Source organism: Cellulomonas olei, from assembly GCF_039548315.1.
Classification (GTDB): Bacteria; Actinomycetota; Actinomycetes; order Actinomycetales; family Cellulomonadaceae; genus Cellulomonas.
On the sequence record NZ_JBCLVN010000039.1, the window covers coordinates 26,779 to 43,254 of the forward strand.

At 75.6% G+C, this 16,476-nt stretch carries 18 protein-coding genes and 3 tRNA genes; 13 read left to right on the forward strand and 8 right to left on the reverse strand.

What is annotated here, in order from left to right; all coding sequences use genetic code 11:
- Positions 1–33: 33 nt before the first annotated feature.
- From AAHH18_RS12460 to AAHH18_RS12480, 5 genes are all read left to right on the forward strand, one after another.
- A tRNA-Thr gene (locus AAHH18_RS12460) sits at positions 34–105 on the forward strand.
- Positions 106–154: 49 nt separating this feature from the next.
- Positions 155–231, forward strand: a tRNA-Met gene (locus tag AAHH18_RS12465).
- 75 nt (positions 232–306) lie between these two features.
- Entirely contained in the window at positions 307–477 is a 171-nt protein-coding gene (gene rpmG / locus AAHH18_RS12470; protein ID WP_146839572.1) for a 50S ribosomal protein L33, read from the forward strand.
- A 15-nt stretch (positions 478–492) separates the two neighbouring features.
- A complete protein-coding gene (locus tag AAHH18_RS12475; RefSeq protein WP_283321623.1) occupies positions 493–942 on the forward strand; it encodes a MaoC family dehydratase N-terminal domain-containing protein in 450 nt (149 codons plus the stop codon).
- Positions 942–1,367 (forward strand): MaoC family dehydratase, encoded by a 426-nt coding sequence (locus AAHH18_RS12480; protein WP_283321622.1) that lies wholly within the window; start codon positions 942–944, stop codon positions 1,365–1,367. The genes AAHH18_RS12475 and AAHH18_RS12480 overlap by 1 nt, the downstream gene beginning before the upstream one ends.
- 6 nt (positions 1,368–1,373) lie before the next feature.
- Here the strand turns inward: AAHH18_RS12480 and AAHH18_RS12485 are convergent, their stop codons facing one another.
- Positions 1,374–2,477 carry a LacI family DNA-binding transcriptional regulator gene (locus AAHH18_RS12485; protein ID WP_283321621.1) on the reverse strand — a complete coding sequence of 368 codons (1,104 nt, stop codon included), beginning with the start codon at positions 2,475–2,477 and terminating at the stop codon, positions 1,374–1,376.
- A gap of 136 nt (positions 2,478–2,613) precedes the next feature.
- Between AAHH18_RS12485 and AAHH18_RS12490 the strand changes: the two genes are divergently transcribed.
- The 3 genes from AAHH18_RS12490 to AAHH18_RS12500 all read left to right on the forward strand — a co-directional run bounded on the left by AAHH18_RS12490 (position 2,614) and on the right by AAHH18_RS12500 (position 6,595).
- A complete protein-coding gene (locus AAHH18_RS12490) occupies positions 2,614–4,185 on the forward strand; it encodes an MFS transporter (protein ID WP_343301851.1) in 1,572 nt (523 codons plus the stop codon).
- A gap of 83 nt (positions 4,186–4,268) precedes the next feature.
- Positions 4,269–5,504 carry an MFS transporter gene (locus AAHH18_RS12495; protein ID WP_283321619.1) on the forward strand — a complete coding sequence of 412 codons (1,236 nt, stop codon included), beginning with the start codon at positions 4,269–4,271 and terminating at the stop codon, positions 5,502–5,504.
- The gene (locus AAHH18_RS12500) at positions 5,501–6,595 is read left to right on the forward strand and encodes a UDP-N-acetylmuramate dehydrogenase (RefSeq protein WP_343301852.1); all 1,095 of its coding nucleotides are present in this window, start codon (positions 5,501–5,503) and stop codon (positions 6,593–6,595) included. The genes AAHH18_RS12495 and AAHH18_RS12500 overlap by 4 nt, the downstream gene beginning before the upstream one ends.
- Before the next feature lie 107 nt (positions 6,596–6,702).
- Here the strand turns inward: AAHH18_RS12500 and AAHH18_RS12505 are convergent, their stop codons facing one another.
- The 6 genes from AAHH18_RS12505 to AAHH18_RS12530 form a co-directional block, all read right to left on the reverse strand.
- A complete protein-coding gene (locus AAHH18_RS12505; protein ID WP_343301853.1) occupies positions 6,703–7,758 on the reverse strand; it encodes an adenosine deaminase in 1,056 nt (351 codons plus the stop codon).
- A gap of 97 nt (positions 7,759–7,855) precedes the next feature.
- Positions 7,856–8,485 carry a response regulator gene (locus AAHH18_RS12510; protein WP_283321616.1) on the reverse strand — a complete coding sequence of 210 codons (630 nt, stop codon included), beginning with the start codon at positions 8,483–8,485 and terminating at the stop codon, positions 7,856–7,858.
- Complete coding sequence (locus AAHH18_RS12515; RefSeq protein ID WP_343301854.1) at positions 8,482–9,903, reverse strand: sensor histidine kinase; 1,422 nt, start codon at positions 9,901–9,903, stop codon at positions 8,482–8,484. The genes AAHH18_RS12510 and AAHH18_RS12515 overlap by 4 nt, the downstream gene beginning before the upstream one ends.
- 19 nt (positions 9,904–9,922) lie before the next feature.
- Entirely contained in the window at positions 9,923–10,765 is an 843-nt protein-coding gene (locus tag AAHH18_RS12520) for an ABC transporter permease (RefSeq protein ID WP_343301855.1), read from the reverse strand.
- Positions 10,762–11,664 (reverse strand): ABC transporter ATP-binding protein, encoded by a 903-nt coding sequence (locus tag AAHH18_RS12525; protein WP_343301856.1) that lies wholly within the window; start codon positions 11,662–11,664, stop codon positions 10,762–10,764. Before AAHH18_RS12525 ends, AAHH18_RS12520 begins: the two co-directional genes overlap by 4 nt.
- Before the next feature lie 83 nt (positions 11,665–11,747).
- Entirely contained in the window at positions 11,748–12,995 is a 1,248-nt protein-coding gene (locus AAHH18_RS12530) for a pyridoxal phosphate-dependent aminotransferase (protein WP_459349131.1), read from the reverse strand.
- A gap of 157 nt (positions 12,996–13,152) precedes the next feature.
- Here AAHH18_RS12530 and AAHH18_RS12535 point away from each other — a divergent pair.
- The 5 genes from AAHH18_RS12535 to rplA all read left to right on the forward strand — a co-directional run bounded on the left by AAHH18_RS12535 (position 13,153) and on the right by rplA (position 15,831).
- Positions 13,153–13,225 (forward strand) — tRNA-Trp (locus AAHH18_RS12535).
- Positions 13,226–13,320: 95 nt separating this feature from the next.
- The gene (gene secE, locus AAHH18_RS12540; protein ID WP_222171244.1) at positions 13,321–13,605 is read left to right on the forward strand and encodes a preprotein translocase subunit SecE; all 285 of its coding nucleotides are present in this window, start codon (positions 13,321–13,323) and stop codon (positions 13,603–13,605) included.
- 71 nt (positions 13,606–13,676) lie between these two features.
- A complete protein-coding gene (nusG, locus tag AAHH18_RS12545; protein ID WP_343301858.1) occupies positions 13,677–14,486 on the forward strand; it encodes a transcription termination/antitermination protein NusG in 810 nt (269 codons plus the stop codon).
- An 88-nt stretch (positions 14,487–14,574) separates the two neighbouring features.
- Complete coding sequence (gene rplK, locus AAHH18_RS12550; protein ID WP_222171246.1) at positions 14,575–15,006, forward strand: 50S ribosomal protein L11; 432 nt, start codon at positions 14,575–14,577, stop codon at positions 15,004–15,006.
- Between the two features lie 105 nt (positions 15,007–15,111).
- Entirely contained in the window at positions 15,112–15,831 is a 720-nt protein-coding gene (gene rplA, locus AAHH18_RS12555; protein WP_283321610.1) for a 50S ribosomal protein L1, read from the forward strand.
- A gap of 107 nt (positions 15,832–15,938) precedes the next feature.
- Here the strand turns inward: rplA and AAHH18_RS12560 are convergent.
- Positions 15,939–16,476: hypothetical protein (locus tag AAHH18_RS12560; protein WP_343301859.1), on the reverse strand; the 538-nt coding region annotated here is incomplete at its 5' end.

The window sequence follows — 16,476 nt, forward strand, 5'->3', positions numbered from 1 at the left end:
CGGCCCCGGCCACCGTGTAACCTAGCCCGCGCTGCCCCGATAGCTCAGTGGTAGAGCACTTCCTTGGTAAGGAAGAGGTCACGGGTTCGAATCCCGTTCGGGGCTCTGCGGTGTGCCGCAGGTCAGGACGCTCGTCCTGGCCGGGTGCATCCGAGGCGGGGTAGCTCAGTTGGTGAGAGCGCACGACTCATAATCGTGAGGTCGCGGGTTCGAACCCCGCCCCCGCTACCAGTGTGGAGAACCGCGCGTCGGCCGGCGCGTGACGACGAGATCGCAAGCGCCCCGGGCGCGAGAGGTGGCAAGACCATGGCCAGCAAGAGCGCGGACGTCCGTCCGAAGATCACGCTCGCCTGCACGGAGTGCAAGGAGCGGAACTACATCACGAAGAAGAACCGTCGGAACGACCCCGACCGGCTCGAGATGAAGAAGTTCTGCCCGCGCGACGGCCGGCACACGCTGCACCGCGAGACCCGCTGACCTCAGCGCACCGTCGTGGCCGTCAACCCTGAGTACGCGGGACGCGAGTACCCGCCGAACGAGGCGTACGAGGTCGGCCGCGAGAAGCTCCGCGAGTTCGCGGAGGCGGTCGGGGCCACGCACCCCGCCCACACCGACGTCGACGCGGCGCGAGCACTCGGGTACCCCGACGTGATCGCGCCGCCGACGTTCGCCGTCGTGGTCGCGCAGCGCGCCGAGGCCCAGCTCATCGCCGACCCGGGTGCGGGCATCGACTTCACCCGGGTGGTGCACGCGGACGAGCGCTTCATCCACCACCGCCCGATCCACGCCGGCGACCGGCTGGTGACGGTGCTGCACGTGGACTCCGTCACGGAGCGTGCCGGGCTGTCGATGGTGACGACCCGCGCCGTGATCAGCGCCGCCGACGGCGAGCCGGTGGCGACCGTGACCTCGACGCTCGCCGTGCGGGGGGAGGACGCCTGATGGCCCTGCCCGTGCTCGAGGAGCTGACGGTCGGCCAGGAGGTCGGCCGGCGCGAGATCGCCGTCGACCGCTCCCGCCTGGTCCGGTACGCCGGTGCGTCCGGGGACTTCAACCCGATCCACTGGAACGAGCGCTTCGCGACCGAGGTGGGCCTGCCGGGCGTCATCGCGCACGGCATGTGGACGATGGGCGCCGCCGTCGGCGTCGTCTCCGACTGGCTCGGCGACCCGGGCGCCGTCGTCGACTACCAGACGCGGTTCAGCCGGCCCGTGCCCGTCCCGGACCCCGGTGCGGCGACCGTCGAGGTGGTCGCGACCGTCGGCGCCGTGGACGCGGACTCCCGCACCGCGCGCGTCGACCTGACCGTCTCGACCGGCGGCACGCGCGTGCTCGCCAAGGCGCAGGTGCTCGTCCGCCTGGGCTGACCCGCGTCAGTCCCGCGGGGCCGGCCCCGTCGTCGTGCCCACCCGCAGCTCGACGGGCAGCACGGCGTCGGCCGGGGTCCGTCCGGCGAGCAGCGCCTCGATGGCACGGCCGACCGCGGCGCCCTTCTCGGCGATCGGCTGCACCACCGTGGTGAGGACGTCGGGCGCGAGCCACGGCAGGTCGAGCCCGTCGAACCCGGCCACGGACACGTCCTCGGGGACGCGCAGCCCGAGCTCGCGGGCGCCGAGCACGACGCCGGACGCCAGCAGGTCGGACTGCGCGACGACGGCGGTCGGCCGGGTGGCGGCGGGGCCGGACAGCAGCGCGTGCGCGGCCGCGGTCCCGTGCTCGACGAGCGAGGCGGGCGTCTCGTAGACGACGGCGGGCGTCACGCCGGCGTCGGTGATGCCGTCGAGGCGCCGCCGTGACAGCGTCCACGTGATCTGCGCGATGCGGTCGGCGTCGGCCACGGCGGCGCGCCGCTCCGGGCCGAACGGGAGCGTCACCGCGGCGATGCGCCGGTGGCCCAGCCCGACGAGGTGCCGGGTCGCGTCGGCGATCCCCCCGCGGTCGTCGATGCCGACGGTCACGACGCCGGGCAGGTCCTGGCCCTCGACGACGACCGCCGGGATGCCGCGCCGGCGCAGGGCCTCGAGGGTGGGGTCGTCGAGCGTGCCGCCCCACAGCATGACGGCGACGTCCACCGCCGCCGTCTCGATCAGGGGGTCGACCGCGCGGGCGTCGGGGGCGGTGGGCCCGGGCACCAGCAGCACGCCGAGCCCGAGCGGCCCGATCGTGTCGACGAGCCCGTCGAGCAGCTGCACCGACACGGGGTCGCGGAACGAGCGGCGGAGCGTGTCGCCCACGACCACGCCCACGATGCCGGAGCGCCCGCTGCGCAGCTGCCGTCCGAGCGGGTTCGGCCCGGAGTAGCCGAGCCCGGCGGCGGCCTCGAGCACGCGGGTGCGCGTCGCGTCGGCGATGGGGCCGGCTCCGGAGAACGCCAGGGAGGCGGTGGAGACCGAGACGCCGGCGGCGGACGCCACGTCGGCCAGGGTCGGTCGCTGGGACACCGGTGCTTCTCCCGGGTCGGGGGCGGTGGCAGGCATCACGGTTGACGCCGCCGTCAGCGTACCCGCAGACTTGAGCTCTCCCTCGCATCGATTCGACCGCCGCTCGCGGCCCGGGATCGAATCGATTCGACCGAGTCGTTCCGCACCCGCCCGCCCCCGACCAGGAGCTGCCGTGAGCCAGCCGCGCGCCCGCACCGGCCGCGTCTCCCTGCGACCCGCCAACCGCCGTCCCCGCCCGGGGTCGCCGTCCTCGGCGGGCCGCCGCCCGGGCGCCACCCGCCGCCCCGTCGCGCCCGTCGACCCCGACGTGCAGCGCGCACGGGTGCTGCTGCTCGGGCTGTTCGGCCTCGTCGGCGTGATGTTCTCCGGGTGGCTGGCGCGGATCCCGTCCGTCCGGGACGCCCTCGGGATGAGCCCGGCGGAGCTCGGCGGCATCCTCATCGCCGGGTCGGTCGGGTCGTTGGTGACCGTGTCGGTGGCCGGCCTCCTCGTCACGCGGTACGGCGGCCGGCTGGTGCTGTACGTGTCCACGGCGGCGTTCGCCGCGGCCTACGTGCTCATCGGGCTCGGGCCGACCGTCGGCTCGGTGCCGGTGCTGACCACCGGCATCTTCCTGTCCGGCGTCGCCTTCGCGCTCGGCAACGTGCCGCTGAACGTCGAGACGGCCGCCGTCGAGCGGCGCATGGGCCGCACGGTGCTCCCGCAGTTCCACGCGGCCTTCTCCATCGGCGCGGTGGTCGGCTCCGGGATCGGGGCGCTCTGCGCGGCGGCCGGCGTGCCGATCGTGGTCCAGCTCACCGCCACGGCGGTGGTCGGGACGGTGTGGCGCCTGCTGTCGATCCCCGGCGCGGTCATCGAGTCCCTGCCGCCCGACCGTGCCGCCGCGCGCGCCGCCCGGGAGGCGCTGCTCGCGGGCGCCGGCCCGCGTGAGGCCGGGCTCGCCGGTCGCCTGCGCGCCGCCCGCGTCCGGCGGAGCGCCCGGCCCGGGTCGGCGCTCGGGGCGTGGCGGGAGCCGCGGACGCTGCTCATCGGCGTCGTCATCATGTCCGCGGCGCTCTCGGAGGGCTCCGCGAACGACTGGCTCGCGCTGGCCGTCGTGGACGGGTTCGGGCAGGCCGAGGCCGTCGGCGCCGCGGTGTTCGGCGCGTTCGTCGGCGCGATGACCGCGGTCCGGCTGCTCGGCACCCGGCTCATCGACCGGTTCGGTCGCGTGCGCGTGCTGCGCGCGTCGGGTCTCGTCTCGTTGGCCGGGCTCCTGCTGTTCGGGTTCGCGCCGTCGCTGCCCCTCGCGGTGGCCGGCGTGCTGGCGTGGGGCTTCGGCGCGGCGCTGACCGTCCCCCTCGGCATCGCGGCGGCCTCCGACGACCCGCTGCGCGCGGCCGGCCGCGTCGCGGTGGTCTCGGCGTTCTCCTCGACCGCCTCGCTCGCGGCGCCCCCGCTGCTGGGGCTGGCGGCGGAGGTCGTCGGGCCGCGGCACGCGCTGCTGCTCATCACGGCGGCGATGGCGACGACGATCCTGCTCGCCCGCACCGTGCGGCGCCCGGACGGGCCGCCCGCCGCGACCCCGGTCGACCCGCCGGGCGCGAGCACACCGGCCGCGGCGGCCCTGACCCCGGCGACCGCCGCGCCCGTCCCCGCGGCTCCGCACGAGCCGGCGCAGGAGCCCGCAGCCTGCGTCCCCTCCGGTAGCGTCCGACGGGACGCCACCCCGGAGCACCGGCCCGAGCCGGCCCGCCCCGCCTGACCGGCCGGTCCCGGCGCGCCGCACGCCGCGACCGGCCCGCCCCACCGCACCACCCACCCACGAGCCCGCGAGGTAGCACGGCGATGGCGCAGCACCCCCCGATCGACGCCCGGCGCGTGAACGCGGCCTCCGTCGCCGTGTTCACCGTCTTCGCGCTGTCCGGCTTCAACTTCTCGACCTGGGCCGCGCGGCTGCCCGCCGTGCGGGACGGGCTGGACCTCTCGGCGAACCAGATGGGCCTGCTGCTGCTCGTCGGCTCGTTCGGGTCGCTCGTCGCCCTGCCGCTGTCCGGCCTCGTCGTGACGCGGATCGGTGCGGCGCGCACCGTCCTCGTTTTCGCGCTGCTCAACGCCACGGGCCTGGCGACGGCGGCCGTCGGTGCCTCCGCCGGGGAGGTCGTCCTGGCCGGCGCGGGCCTGGTGGTCTACGGCGTCGGCACGGGGGTGTGGGACGCGGCGATGAACCTCGAGGGGGCCGTCGTCGAGCAGCGCCTGGGCCGGACCGTGATGCCGCGTTACCACGCGGGGTTCTCGGTCGGCACGGTCGCGGCCGCGGGGATCGCCGCGCTCGCCGCCCGCGCGGACGTCCCGGTGCACCTGCACGTGCTGGTCGCGGTCGCCCTGTCGTCGGTCGCGGTCGTCGTCGCCGTGCGCTCGTTCCTCCCCGCCGGGCACGACGCCGCGCCGGACGGCGAGGGCGCGCACGGTGCCGGGCGGACGTCGGTGTTCTCGGCCTGGCTCGAGCCGCGGACGCTGCTCATCGGGCTCGTGGTGCTCGCCGCGGCGCTCACCGAGGGCGCCGGCAACGACTGGCTGAGCCTCGCCGTGGTCGACGGGTTCGGGCGCTCGGACGAGATCGGCGCGCTGTCGTTCGGGGTGTTCGTGGCCGCGATGACGCTGATGCGGTTCCTCGGCACCGGCCTGCTCGACCGGTTCGGCCGGGTGGCCGTGCTGCGGCTGTGCGCGGCGCTCGGGCTGGTGGGCCTGCTCGTGTTCGGGCTGGTGCCGGACACCATGCTGTGGCTCGCGGTGCTCGGCGCGGTGCTGTGGGGCATGGGCGCGGCGCTCGGGTTCCCCGTCGGCATGAGCGCCGCGAGCGACGACCCGCTGCGGGCCGCCGCGCGCGTGAGCGTGGTCTCGACCATCGGGTACACGGCGTTCCTCGCGGGGCCGCCGCTGCTCGGCCTGCTCGCCGAGCACGTGGGTTACCGGCACGCGCTGCTCGCGGTCGCCGGCCCGATCGTCATCGGTCTGCTCGTCGTGAACGCCGCCGCCCCGGCACGGCGGGAGCCCACCGACCGGCCTACGCTCGTGCCGTGACCACCGTCCTGCAGCCCGCCACGTTCTCGGAGCTCACCACCCTCGGCGTCGGCGGGCCGGTGTCCCGGTTCGTCGAGACCACCTCCGAGGCCGACCTCATCGAGGCGGTGCGCACGGCCGACGCCGAGGGTGTCCCCGTGCTGGTGGTCGGGGGCGGCTCGAACCTGCTGGTGTCCGACGCGGGGTTCGACGGGCTCGTCGTGCGGGACGGCCGGCGGGACCTGACCACCCCCGACCACTCGGCGTGCGCGGGCGTCACCGTGTCCGTCGTCGCCGGCACCCCGTGGGACGACGTCGTCGCGCACGCCGCGTCGCACCGGCTCAAGGGCATCGAGGCGCTCTCCGGCATCCCGGGCTCCACCGGCGCGACGCCGGTGCAGAACGTCGGCGCGTACGGGCAGGAGGTGTCCCAGACCGTCGCGACCGTGCGCGTCTGGGACCGCTCGCGCGCCCGCGTGCGCACCCTGCCGCTGGTCGACCTGCAGTTCGGCTACCGCACGTCGCTGCTCAAGCGCTCCATGCGCGCGCTGCCCGACGCCGCCGACCCGGACGCCCCCTGGTACCCGACGCCCCGCTACGTGGTGCTCGACGTGACGTTCCAGCTCCGCGTCGCCGACCTCTCCGAGCCGATCGCGTACGGCGAGCTGGCCCGCGAGCTCGGCATCGCCGTCGGGGAGCGCGCGCCGCTGCCGGACGTCCGCGAGGCGGTGCTCGCGCTCCGCGGGCGCAAGGGCATGGTGCTCGACCCGGCCGACCCCGACACGCGGTCCGCGGGCTCGTTCTTCACCAACCCCGTGCTCACGGCCGAGGACGCCGCCGACCTGCCCGAGGACGCGCCGCGCTACCCGGCCGGCGACGGCCTGGTGAAGACCAGCGCCGCCTGGCTCATCGAGCAGTCCGGCTTCGCGAAGGGCTACGGCCTGCCCGGCCCGGCCGCGCTGTCCACCAAGCACACGCTCGCGCTGACGAACCGCGGCGGGGCCAACGCGGGGGACGTGCTCGCGCTGGCGCGGACCGTGCGGGACGGCGTGGCGCAGCGGTTCGGCATCGTGCTGGAGCCCGAGCCGGTGGTGGTGGGCACCGACCTCTGAGGGCGCCCCGGCGTTCACCCAGGCCCTTCGGATCCGTTCGCACCGACGCGCCCGGCGAGCCTGCCCGTTCGGATCCGAACGCCCAGCCAGGGGGCGGCGCGGCGGGCTCAGCCGCGAACAGCCCCCGGCCCCGGCCCCGGCTCCGGCTCCGCCGCCAGCCACGCGTCCACGCCCGCGAGCAGCCGGGTCTTCGTGCCGTCCGACGCCCGGCTGGCCCGGACCGACGCCCGCGCCAGGTCGGCGAGCTCGGCGTCGGAGAACCCGTGCACCTCCCGCGCCGTCCGGTACTGCTCGACCAGGCGCGACCCGAACAGCAGCGGGTCGTCCGCCCCGAGCGCCACCGTCGCCCCGGCGGACACCAGCTCCCGCAGCGGGACGTGCGCCGGCTCGCGGTAGACGCCGAGGGAGACGTTCGACGCGGGGCACACCTCCAGCGCGATGCCGCGGTCGACGATGCGGCGCAGCAGCGCGCCGTCCTCGGCGGAGCGCACGCCGTGCCCCAGGCGGTCCGGCGCCAGCGCCTCGAGGACGTCCTCGACGTGCGGGGGGCCGAGCAGCTCGCCGCCGTGCGGCACGGAGGCCAGGCCCGCCCGGCGCGCGATCGAGAACGCGGGCGCGAACTCGGACGTGTCGCCGCGCCGCTCGTCGTTGCTCAGCCCGAACCCGACGACCTCGCCCGGCCCGTCCCCGGCGTACCGGGCGGCGAGCCGCGCGAGCGTCCGCGCGTCCAGGGGGTGCCGCATCCGCGACGCCGCGACGACGACCCCGACCTCCAGGCCGAGGTCCCGCGAGGCGAGGCGGGCCTCGTCCAGCACGATCTCCAGCGCCGGGGTGATGCCGCCGACCGGGGGCGCGTACGACGTGGGGTCGACCTGGATCTCCAGGCGGCCGGAGCCCTCTGCGGCGTCGTCCGCGGCGGCCTCGCGCACGATGCGCCGCAGGTCGTCCTCGCCGCGCACGCAGGCGCGCGCCGCGTCGTACAGGCGCTGGAACCGGAACCACCCGCGCTCGTCCGCGGGCACCCGCAGCCCCTCGCCGTCCAGCAGCGTGGCCGGGAGCCGGACCCCGCGGTGGGCGGCGAGGTCGGCGAGGGTGGCGACCCGCATGGACCCGGTGAAGTGCAGGTGCAGGTGGGCCTTGGGCAGGAGGGCCAGGTCTCGCACCCGGCGAGTCTGCCCGATGCGCGCGGCGGTCACGACCGCGACCCGCCCGGACCGCGCCGTGACCCGCCCGGACCCCGGCGCGCCCGGCGCGTCCGGCTCACGGCGCCGGCAGCAGCCCCCGCTGCATCGCGACCGTGACCGCCGCCGTGCGGTCGTCGACGCCGAGCTTGCCGAACGCGCGCAGCAGGTGCGTCTTCACGGTGGCCTCCGCGATGAACAGCTCGCGTCCGATGGCGGCGTTCGACAGGCCTTGCGCCACCCGGCCCAGCACCTCGAGCTCGCGGGCCGTCAGCCGGTCGGACTCGCCGCGCACCTGCTGCACGAGCCGCGACGCGACGGACGGCGACAGCGCCGACTCCCCGCGGGCGGCGGCGCGCACCCCGGCGACGAGCTGCTCCCGCGGGGTGTCCTTGAGCAGGTAGCCGGTCGCCCCCGCCTCGACCGCGCGCAGGATGTCGGCGTCGGTCTCGTACGTCGTCAGCACCAGGACCCGGACGCCGGGCAGCTCCGCGACGATGCGGGCGGTCGCGGCCGCGCCGTCCAGCACCGGCATCCGCAGGTCCATGAGCACGAGGTCGGGCCGCAGCTCGCCCGCCGCCCGCACCGCCGCGGCGCCGTCCGCGACCTCGCCGACCACCTCGATGTCCGGCTCCACGGCCAGCAGCCCGGCCAGTCCCGAGCGCACCACCGGGTGGTCGTCGGCCAGCAGCACCCGCACCGTCGTCACGTCGTCCCGTCCTCGTCCGTCGGTCCCGTCCCGTCGTGGTGCGGTGTCCCCGCCCGCGTCCCGCCCGTGGGTGCCCCCGCCGCCAGCGGCAGCGCGAGCCGTACCCGCGTGCCGTGCCCCGGCTCGCCGGCGACGTCGAGCGTGCCGCCGCCGGAGGTCACCCGGTCCCGCATGCCACGCAGCCCGACGCCCTCCGCCGTGCCCGGGGCCAGCCCGCGACCGTCGTCGAGCACCTCGAGCGTCACGGAGCCGTCGCCACCCGCGAGGCGCAGCAGCACGCGGCGGGCCCCGGCGTGCCGGCGGACGTTCGCGAGCGCCTCCTGAGCGGCGCGCAGCAGCACGACCTCCGTGTCCCGCCCGGCCGGCCCGACGTCCGCCAGCGTGACGTCGACCCGCACGCCCGTCTCGGCGCGGAACCGCTCCGCCAGCCGCTCCAGCGCCTCGCCGAGCGTGGCGTCCGCCAGCGCGGCGGGCCCGAAGGCGGCCACCAGCGCCCGCGCCTCCGCGAGGTTGTCCCGCGCGACCTGCTCGATCTGCACGAGGCGGTCCGCGGCCTGCGGCTGCTGGCCGACCTCGAGCTGCGCCTGCGCCGTCTGCGCGAGCATGACGACGCTCGTGAAGCCCTGCGCCAGCGTGTCGTGGATCTCCTGCGCGACGCGCTCCCGCTCGGCGAGCACCCCCGCGGCGTGGTGGCTGGCGGCCAGCTCCGCCTGCGCGGCCTCGAGCTGCTCGATGAGGGCCGCCCGCTCCTCCGACTGCTCGGCGACCCGGGTGATCCACAGCCCGAGCGCGAGCGAGAAGATGAGCCCGATCGCCATCTGGCCGGTCAGCGACAGCAGGTCCCGGCCGGTCGCGCGCTCGGCGACGGCCATCGCCGCGCTCGTCGCGACCGTGAGGACGACGGACGCGAGCACGCCCTCGCGCAGGCTGCCCGAGAAGAACCAGACCTGCGAGAACCCGATGAACAGCAGGATCGACCCGATCGGGTTGACCCCGCTCGCCAGCGCGACGACCGCGATGAGCACCACCACGTAGACGCGCGTGAGCCGGGCGTCCCCCCGCAGCGCGCCCCGTCGGCCGAGCAGCAGGTAGGCCGCCAGCAGCACCGCCAGCCCGCCGATGGCCGCCGCGGTGCCGGGCCGCGGGGGCAGCGTGCCGTCGACGGCCAGCATCGAGACGGCGCTGATCGCCAGCAGGGCGTAGAACGCGGCGTCCCAGCCGGCGAGCGCCCGCCGCCAGAACTCGTGCCGCTCGGCCGACCCGGCGCCGGCGGGCAGCCGCGTGCGGACGGCGCGCGCCCGCCCCGCCGCCGCCCCGGCGCCCGGCCCGCGACCCGTGTCGTCGTCCAGGAACCACCCGGGCGCGCCGCCGGTGACCGGGGGCACGCCCCCGGCCGCCGGCTCCTGCGGGCTGCTCACCGGCCCAGTGTGGCGCAGGTCAGCCGTCGTCACGCCGACGCCACCGGAACGTGCGGGCGCCCACCACGAGGCCGACCACGAGCCACGCGACCAGCACTGCGGCGATCGCCCCGTGCTGCCACTCGCCGGAGGGCTCGAGGGCGCGTGCGCTGTCCGGCAGGAACACCGAGCGCATGCCCTGCGCCATCCACTTGAGCGGGAACACCGACGCCAGGTTCTGCATCCACGACGGCAGGTCGTAGAACGTGAAGAACACCCCGGAGATGAACTGCAGCACCAGCACGACGGGCGTCACGACGGCGCTCGCGGACCGGCCCGAGCGGGGGATCGACGAGAACCCCACGCCGCACACCGCGCCGGAGGCGGCCCCCAGCAGGAACACCCACGCGAACGTGGCCCACAGGGCGGAGGTGCCCGGCATGTCGACGTCGAACAGCAGCGCCGCGACGGCGAGCAGCAGGCCCACCTGCACCACCGACGTGACCAGCACCTGCCCGACCTTGCCGAGGAAGTACGCCGCGGGCGGCAGCGGGGTGCCGCCGAGCCGCTTGAGCCCGCCCTCGTCGCGCTCCACGGGGATCGAGACCGCCAGCGACTGGAACGACGACAGCAGCACGCCCGTGGCGATCATCCCGGGCAGGAAGTACTGCGCGAACGGCACCCCGTCCGCGACCTCCGCCCCGTCCTGGCCGAACACCGTCGCGAAGATCGCCAGCATGATGATCGGGTACGCGAAGATGAAGATCACCGCGTCGCGCTCGCGGAAGAACCCGCGGACCTCGTAGCGGGCGCGCTCGTACCCGAGGCGCAGCGTGCCGGGCAGCCGCGCGGCGGCCGGCCGGTCCAGGGTGGTGGCGCTCATCGCAGGGCCTCCGTCGTGACGAGGGCGGCCTCGGCCGCCGGAGTGGCGGACGCGTCCTCGGCGATCAGGCCCAGGTAGACGTCCTCGAGCGTGGGCCGCGCGACCTGCAGGCCGGGGACCTCGCCGCCCAGCCGGTGCGCGAGCGCCGTGACCAGGCCGGTGGGGGAGTCCGTCCGCTCCTCGCGGTGCACCCCGCCCTCGACCCACCGCACGACGGCCTCCTGCGCGGAGCGCCCGCCGAGCTCGGCCGGGGTGTCCACCGCGACCACCCGCCCGGCGCGGACGACCGCCACCCGGTCGGCCAGGTGCTCGGCCTCCTCCAGGTAGTGCGTCGTGAGGACGATCGTCGTGCCGCCGTCGCGCAGGCCCGCGATCAGGTCCCAGAACGCGTGCCGCGCCTCGGGGTCGAACCCGGTGGTCGGCTCGTCCAGGAACAGCAGCTCCGGGCGGCCGACGATGCCGAGGGCGACGTCGAGCCGGCGCCGCTGCCCGCCCGAGAGCTGCCGGCTGCGGGTGCGCACCTTCTCGCGCAGCCCGACGGCGTCGATGACCTCCTCGGGGTCGCGCGGGTCCGGGTAGTAGCGCGCGAAGTGGTGCACCAGCTCGCCGACGGTGGCCTCCGCCAGGTCGTTCGTCGTCTGCAGCACGATGCCGATGCGGGCGCGCCAGTCCCGGCCGGCGGTCTGCGGGTCGGCGCCGAGCACGCGCACGTCGCCGCCGTCCCGGTGCCGGTAGCCCTCGAGGATCTCGACGGTCGTCGTCTTGCCCGCGCCGTTCGGCCCGAGCACGGCGACGATCTCGCCGCGGGCCACCGTGAGGTCGAGCCCGTCGACGGCGCGCTTGCCGCCGTACCGCTTCTGCAGGCCGGTCACCCGGACCGCGAGGTCGTCTGTCGTCATGCCGCCAGCGTCCCGCGCGGGCGTGCGCCGCCGCGACGACCGGCGGTCGGGACCCGGCGTCCACCGACCGGTGGACGCCGGCGTCAGCCCTCGGCGAGCAGCGCCTGGATGCGGCCGACGCCCTCGGCCAGGTCCGCGTCGCCGAGCGCGTACGACAGGCGCAGGTACCCGCTGGGTCCGAACGCCTCGCCGGGCACCACCGCGACCTCGGCCTGGTCGAGCAGCAGCGCGGCGAGCTCCGCCGACGTCGTGGGGGTCACGCCGCGGAACGTGCGGCCGAGCAGGCCGTGCACGTCCGGGTACGCGTAGAACGCGCCCTGCGGTGCCGGGATCCGCACGCCCTCGACCTCGCCGAGCATCGCGACCATCGTGCGGCGGCGCCGGTCGAACGCCTCGCGCATCGCCGCGACCGCGGACAGGTCCCCGGTCAGCGCGGCGACCGCGGCCCGCTGCGACACGTTCGCGACGTTCGACGTCAGGTGGGACTGGAGGTTCGTGGCGGCCTTGACGACGTCCGCGGGGCCGACCAGCCACCCGACGCGCCAGCCCGTCATCGCGTAGGTCTTCGCGACGCCGTTGAGCACCACGGTCGTGGACGCGAGCTCGGGCACGACGCGCAGCACCGGCGTGGCGACCGCGCCGTCGTACGTCAGGTGCTCGTAGATCTCGTCGGTGACGACCCAGACGCCGTGCTCGAGCGCCCAGCGGCCGATCTCGGCGGTCTCCTCCGGCGTGTACACCGCACCGGTGGGGTTGGACGGCGAGCAGAACAGCAGCACCTTCGTGCGCGGGGTGCGCGCGGCCTCGAGCTGCTCGACGGTGACCCGGTAGCCCTGCTCGACCCCGGCGAACACCTCGACGGGGACGCCGCCGGCCAGCCGCACCGCCTCGGGGTACGTCGTCCAGTACGGGGCGGGCAGCAGCACCTCGTCGCCCGGGTCGAGCAGCGTCGCGAACGCCTCGTAGACCGCCTGCTTGCCGCCGTTGGTCACCAGGACGTCGGCCGGCGAGATCTCGTAGCCGGAGTCGCGCAGCGTCTTGGCCGCGATCGCCTCCTTGAGCACGGGCAGCCCGCCCGCGGGCGAGTACCGGTGGTTGGCGGCGTCGCGCGCGGCGGCCACGGCGGCCTCGACGATGTAGTCCGGCGTCGGGAAGTCGGGCTCGCCGGCGCCGAAGCCGATGACGGGCCGGCCGGCGGCCTTGAGCGCCTTGGCCTTCGCGTCCACGGCGAGCGTGGCGGACTCGGCGATGCCGCCGACGCGCGCGGAGACGCGGCGGGGCGAGGGGGCGGACGGGGCGGGCTGGTCGGCGTGCGCGCTCACGGGTCCCATCCTCGCAGACCTGCGGCGGAGCGGGTCGAGCGGCCCGACGGGGCGCGGTTCGACCCCGGGCCGACCGTCGCGTACAGTTATCCCTCGGTGGTTGACGCCCGCCATGATGAGCCGTGCCCACGGGGGCGGTGCCGTCGTGGGGGAGGGACGCCGCCGTAGGGCAGTGGCGCAATTGGTAGCGCACCGGTCTCCAAAACCGGCGGTTGTGAGTTCGAGTCTCGCCTGCCCTGCGTTTGTGGTCACGGACCGCCGACCCCAGCGGGCCGGTGGACGACAAGAGGCGACCGGCGACGGCCGGCGTCGCGAGACGTAGGGGAACGAACAGGTGAGCGACTCGGCACCCGTGGCGGCGTCCGGCGCGGGCGAGCCCGCCGAGCGGACCGGTGCCGGCAAGCCCGCCCGTCCGGAGAAGCGCCGGGGCCTGTTCGCCCGGATCGCGCTGTTCGTCCGCCAGGTCGTCGCGGAGCTCAAGAAGGTCGTCCGCCCCACCCGGTCCGAGCTCGTCACGTACACGACCGTCGTGCTGGTGTTCGTCGCGGTGGTCATGGCGTTCGTGACGGTCGTCGACCTGGGCATCGGCCAGGCCACGCGCTGGATCTTCGGGGGCTGAGCCTCCGCGGCGCCCCGCCCGGGCGCTCGACACCTCAGCACCATCGTCCGCAGCAGAAAGCAGGTTCGCACGTGTCGCAGGAATCGCAGCAGCCCGGTCCGGGTGCCGCCGAGTCCGAGCTCGACGACGCCCTCGCGTCGGTCGAGGCGGTCGAGGCCCCCGCGGCGGGCTCGGACGAGCCGGCCGACGTGAGCGACGAGGCCGGGGACGAGCCCGAGGCCGCCGGGACGGAGGACGACGAGCCCGTCGCGGACGAGCCCGTCGACGACGAGCCCGACGTCGACGAGGACCCGGTCGCGGCCTTCAAGGCGCAGCTCCGCTCGCAGCCCGGCGACTGGTACGTCATCCACTCGTACGCGGGGTACGAGAACCGGGTGAAGACCAACCTCGAGAACCGCACGCAGAGCCTCAACATGGAGGACTTCATCTACCAGGTGGAGGTCCCCATGGAGGAGGTCGTGGAGATCAAGAACGCGCAGCGCAAGGTCGTGCGCCGCGTCCGGATCCCCGGCTACGTCCTCGTCCGCATGGACCTCACCGACGAGTCGTGGGGCGCCGTGCGGCACACCCCCGGCGTCACGGGCTTCGTGGGCCACACCCACCAGCCGGTGCCGCTGACGCTCGACGAGGTGTTCTCCATGCTGGCGCCGACGATCGAGGCGAAGGCCCCGGCCGCCGCCCCGCAGCAGAAGGCCGCCGCCGCGATCGAGGTCGACTTCTCCGTCGGCGAGTCGGTCACCGTCACCGACGGCCCGTTCGACACGCTGCCGGCCACGATCTCCGAGATCAGCCCCGAGAACCAGAAGCTCAAGGTCCTCGTGTCCATCTTCGGCCGGGAGACCCCGGTCGAGCTGTCGTTCAGCCAGGTCGCCAAGATCTGACCTGCGCCCGGCCCCGCCGGGAGCACGACGGCACTGCAACCGGGTCATCGCCCACGGCGTCGGCCCACGAGAGAAGAAAGGGTGGCTCATGCCCCCGAAGAAGAAGGTCACCGGCCTCATCAAGCTCCAGATCAACGCCGGTGCGGCCACCCCCGCGCCGCCGATCGGCCCCGCGCTCGGTCAGCACGGCGTGAACATCATGGAGTTCTGCAAGGCGTACAACGCGGCGACCGAGTCGCAGCGCGGCAACGTCATCCCCGTCGAGATCACGGTGTACGAGGACCGCTCGTTCACCTTCATCACGAAGACGCCGCCGGCCGCCGAGCTCATCAAGAAGGCCGCCGGTGTCGCGAAGGGCTCGCCCACGCCGCACACCGTCAAGGTCGCGACGCTGACCGCGGACCAGGTCCGCGAGATCGCCCAGACCAAGCTCGAGGACCTCAACGCCAACGACCTGGCCGCCGCCGAGAAGATCATCGCCGGCACCGCCCGCTCCATGGGCATCAAGGTCGAGGGCTGACCCTCACGCACCACCCGCCCGCCCCGGGACGTCCGGGGCGGGCACCCCAGTGGCAGGGCCCTGTGCGGCCCGACGACCACGACTGCTGACAAGGAGACAGAGCAGATGGCGAAGCACAGCAAGGCGTACCGCGCCGCGGCCGAGAAGATCGAGCCGGGCACCCTCTACGCCCCCCTCCAGGCGATCCGCCTGGCCCAGGAGACGTCGACCACGTCGTACGACGCCACCGTCGAGGTCGCGATGCGCCTCGGTGTCGACCCCCGCAAGGCGGACCAGATGGTGCGCGGCACCGTCAACCTGCCGCACGGCACCGGCAAGACGGCCCGCGTCATCGTCTTCGCGAACGGCGAGCGTGCCGAGCAGGCCCGCGCCGCCGGTGCGGACGAGGTCGGCGGCGACGAGCTGATCGAGAAGGTCGCGGCCGGGTACACCGACTTCGACTCCGCGGTCGCGACCCCGGACCTCATGGGCAAGGTCGGCCGCCTCGGCAAGGTGCTCGGTCCGCGTGGCCTCATGCCGAACCCGAAGACCGGCACCGTGACCATGGACGTCGCGAAGGCCGTCGCCGACATCAAGGGCGGCAAGATCGAGTTCCGCGTCGACAAGCACGCGAACCTGCACTTCATCATCGGCAAGACGTCCTTCTCGGACACCGCGCTGGTGGAGAACTACGCCGCGGCGCTGGAGGAGATCCTGCGTCTGAAGCCGTCCGCGTCGAAGGGCCGCTACATCACCAAGGCGACCGTCTCGACCACGAACGGCCCCGGGATCCTGCTCGACCAGAACAAGACCCGGAACCTCACCTCGGAGGACGACGCGGCCTGACGCCCGTCCCCACCGCGACCGCAGGCCCGGTTCCCCGCTGAGGGGAGCCGGGCCTGCGGCGTCGGGCGGTCCGTGCGGCGCGAGCGAGCGGCGCCGGGCCGGGCGGCTCAGTGGTGCGGCTGCTCGGCGGGCAGGCTGTGACCGTCGTGCGGGCCCTGCTGCCCGTGCCGGCCGTGCGGGACGGCGTGCTCGCCGGCCTCGGTGGCCGCGAGCCCCGGGATGGTGACGAGGGCGACCAGCACCGAGCCGGTCGCGAGGGCGGCGAGCTGCCCGAGCGGTCCCGGGCGGCGCTCGGGTCGGCGCGGCGCGGAGGCCACGCGCTCGGCGAGACCGAGCAGCACCGCGCCGGCCAGCGCCAGGACGAGGGCGGCGCCCTCCGCGAGCGTCGGGGCGCGGCCCGTGGCGGGGGCGCTCAGCAGCACCAGGGGCCCCGCGGCGAGCAGGGCGCCGAGCGCCGCGCGGGGCGCCGGGGCCGGCCCGCGGAGCGCCGCGAGCGACCACCCCAGCGCCGCGAGGCCGAGCCCGGTCAGCGCGACCCCGACCGGGAGGTGGTGCGCCAGGTGGCCGGCGCCCGTGCCGCAGGCGACCAGGCCGAGGCCCAGGGCCGCGGTCGCCGCCCACGCCCGCGCGGTGAGCGCCAGGGCG

Coding starts and splice junctions, on each gene's coding strand:
- rpmG (WP_146839572.1), top strand. CDS start 307: ATGGCCAGCAAGAGCGCGGACGTCCGTCCGAAGATCACGCTCGCCTGC.
- AAHH18_RS12480 (WP_283321622.1), top strand. CDS start 942: ATGGCCCTGCCCGTGCTCGAGGAGCTGACGGTCGGCCAGGAGGTCGGC.
- AAHH18_RS12485 (WP_283321621.1), bottom strand. CDS start 2,477: ATGCCTGCCACCGCCCCCGACCCGGGAGAAGCACCGGTGTCCCAGCGA.
- AAHH18_RS12495 (WP_283321619.1), top strand. CDS start 4,269: ATGGCGCAGCACCCCCCGATCGACGCCCGGCGCGTGAACGCGGCCTCC.
- AAHH18_RS12520 (WP_343301855.1), bottom strand. CDS start 10,765: ATGAGCGCCACCACCCTGGACCGGCCGGCCGCCGCGCGGCTGCCCGGC.
- AAHH18_RS12525 (WP_343301856.1), bottom strand. CDS start 11,664: ATGACGACAGACGACCTCGCGGTCCGGGTGACCGGCCTGCAGAAGCGG.
- AAHH18_RS12530 (WP_459349131.1), bottom strand. CDS start 12,995: ATGGGACCCGTGAGCGCGCACGCCGACCAGCCCGCCCCGTCCGCCCCC.
- rplK (WP_222171246.1), top strand. CDS start 14,575: ATGCCCCCGAAGAAGAAGGTCACCGGCCTCATCAAGCTCCAGATCAAC.
- rplA (WP_283321610.1), top strand. CDS start 15,112: ATGGCGAAGCACAGCAAGGCGTACCGCGCCGCGGCCGAGAAGATCGAG.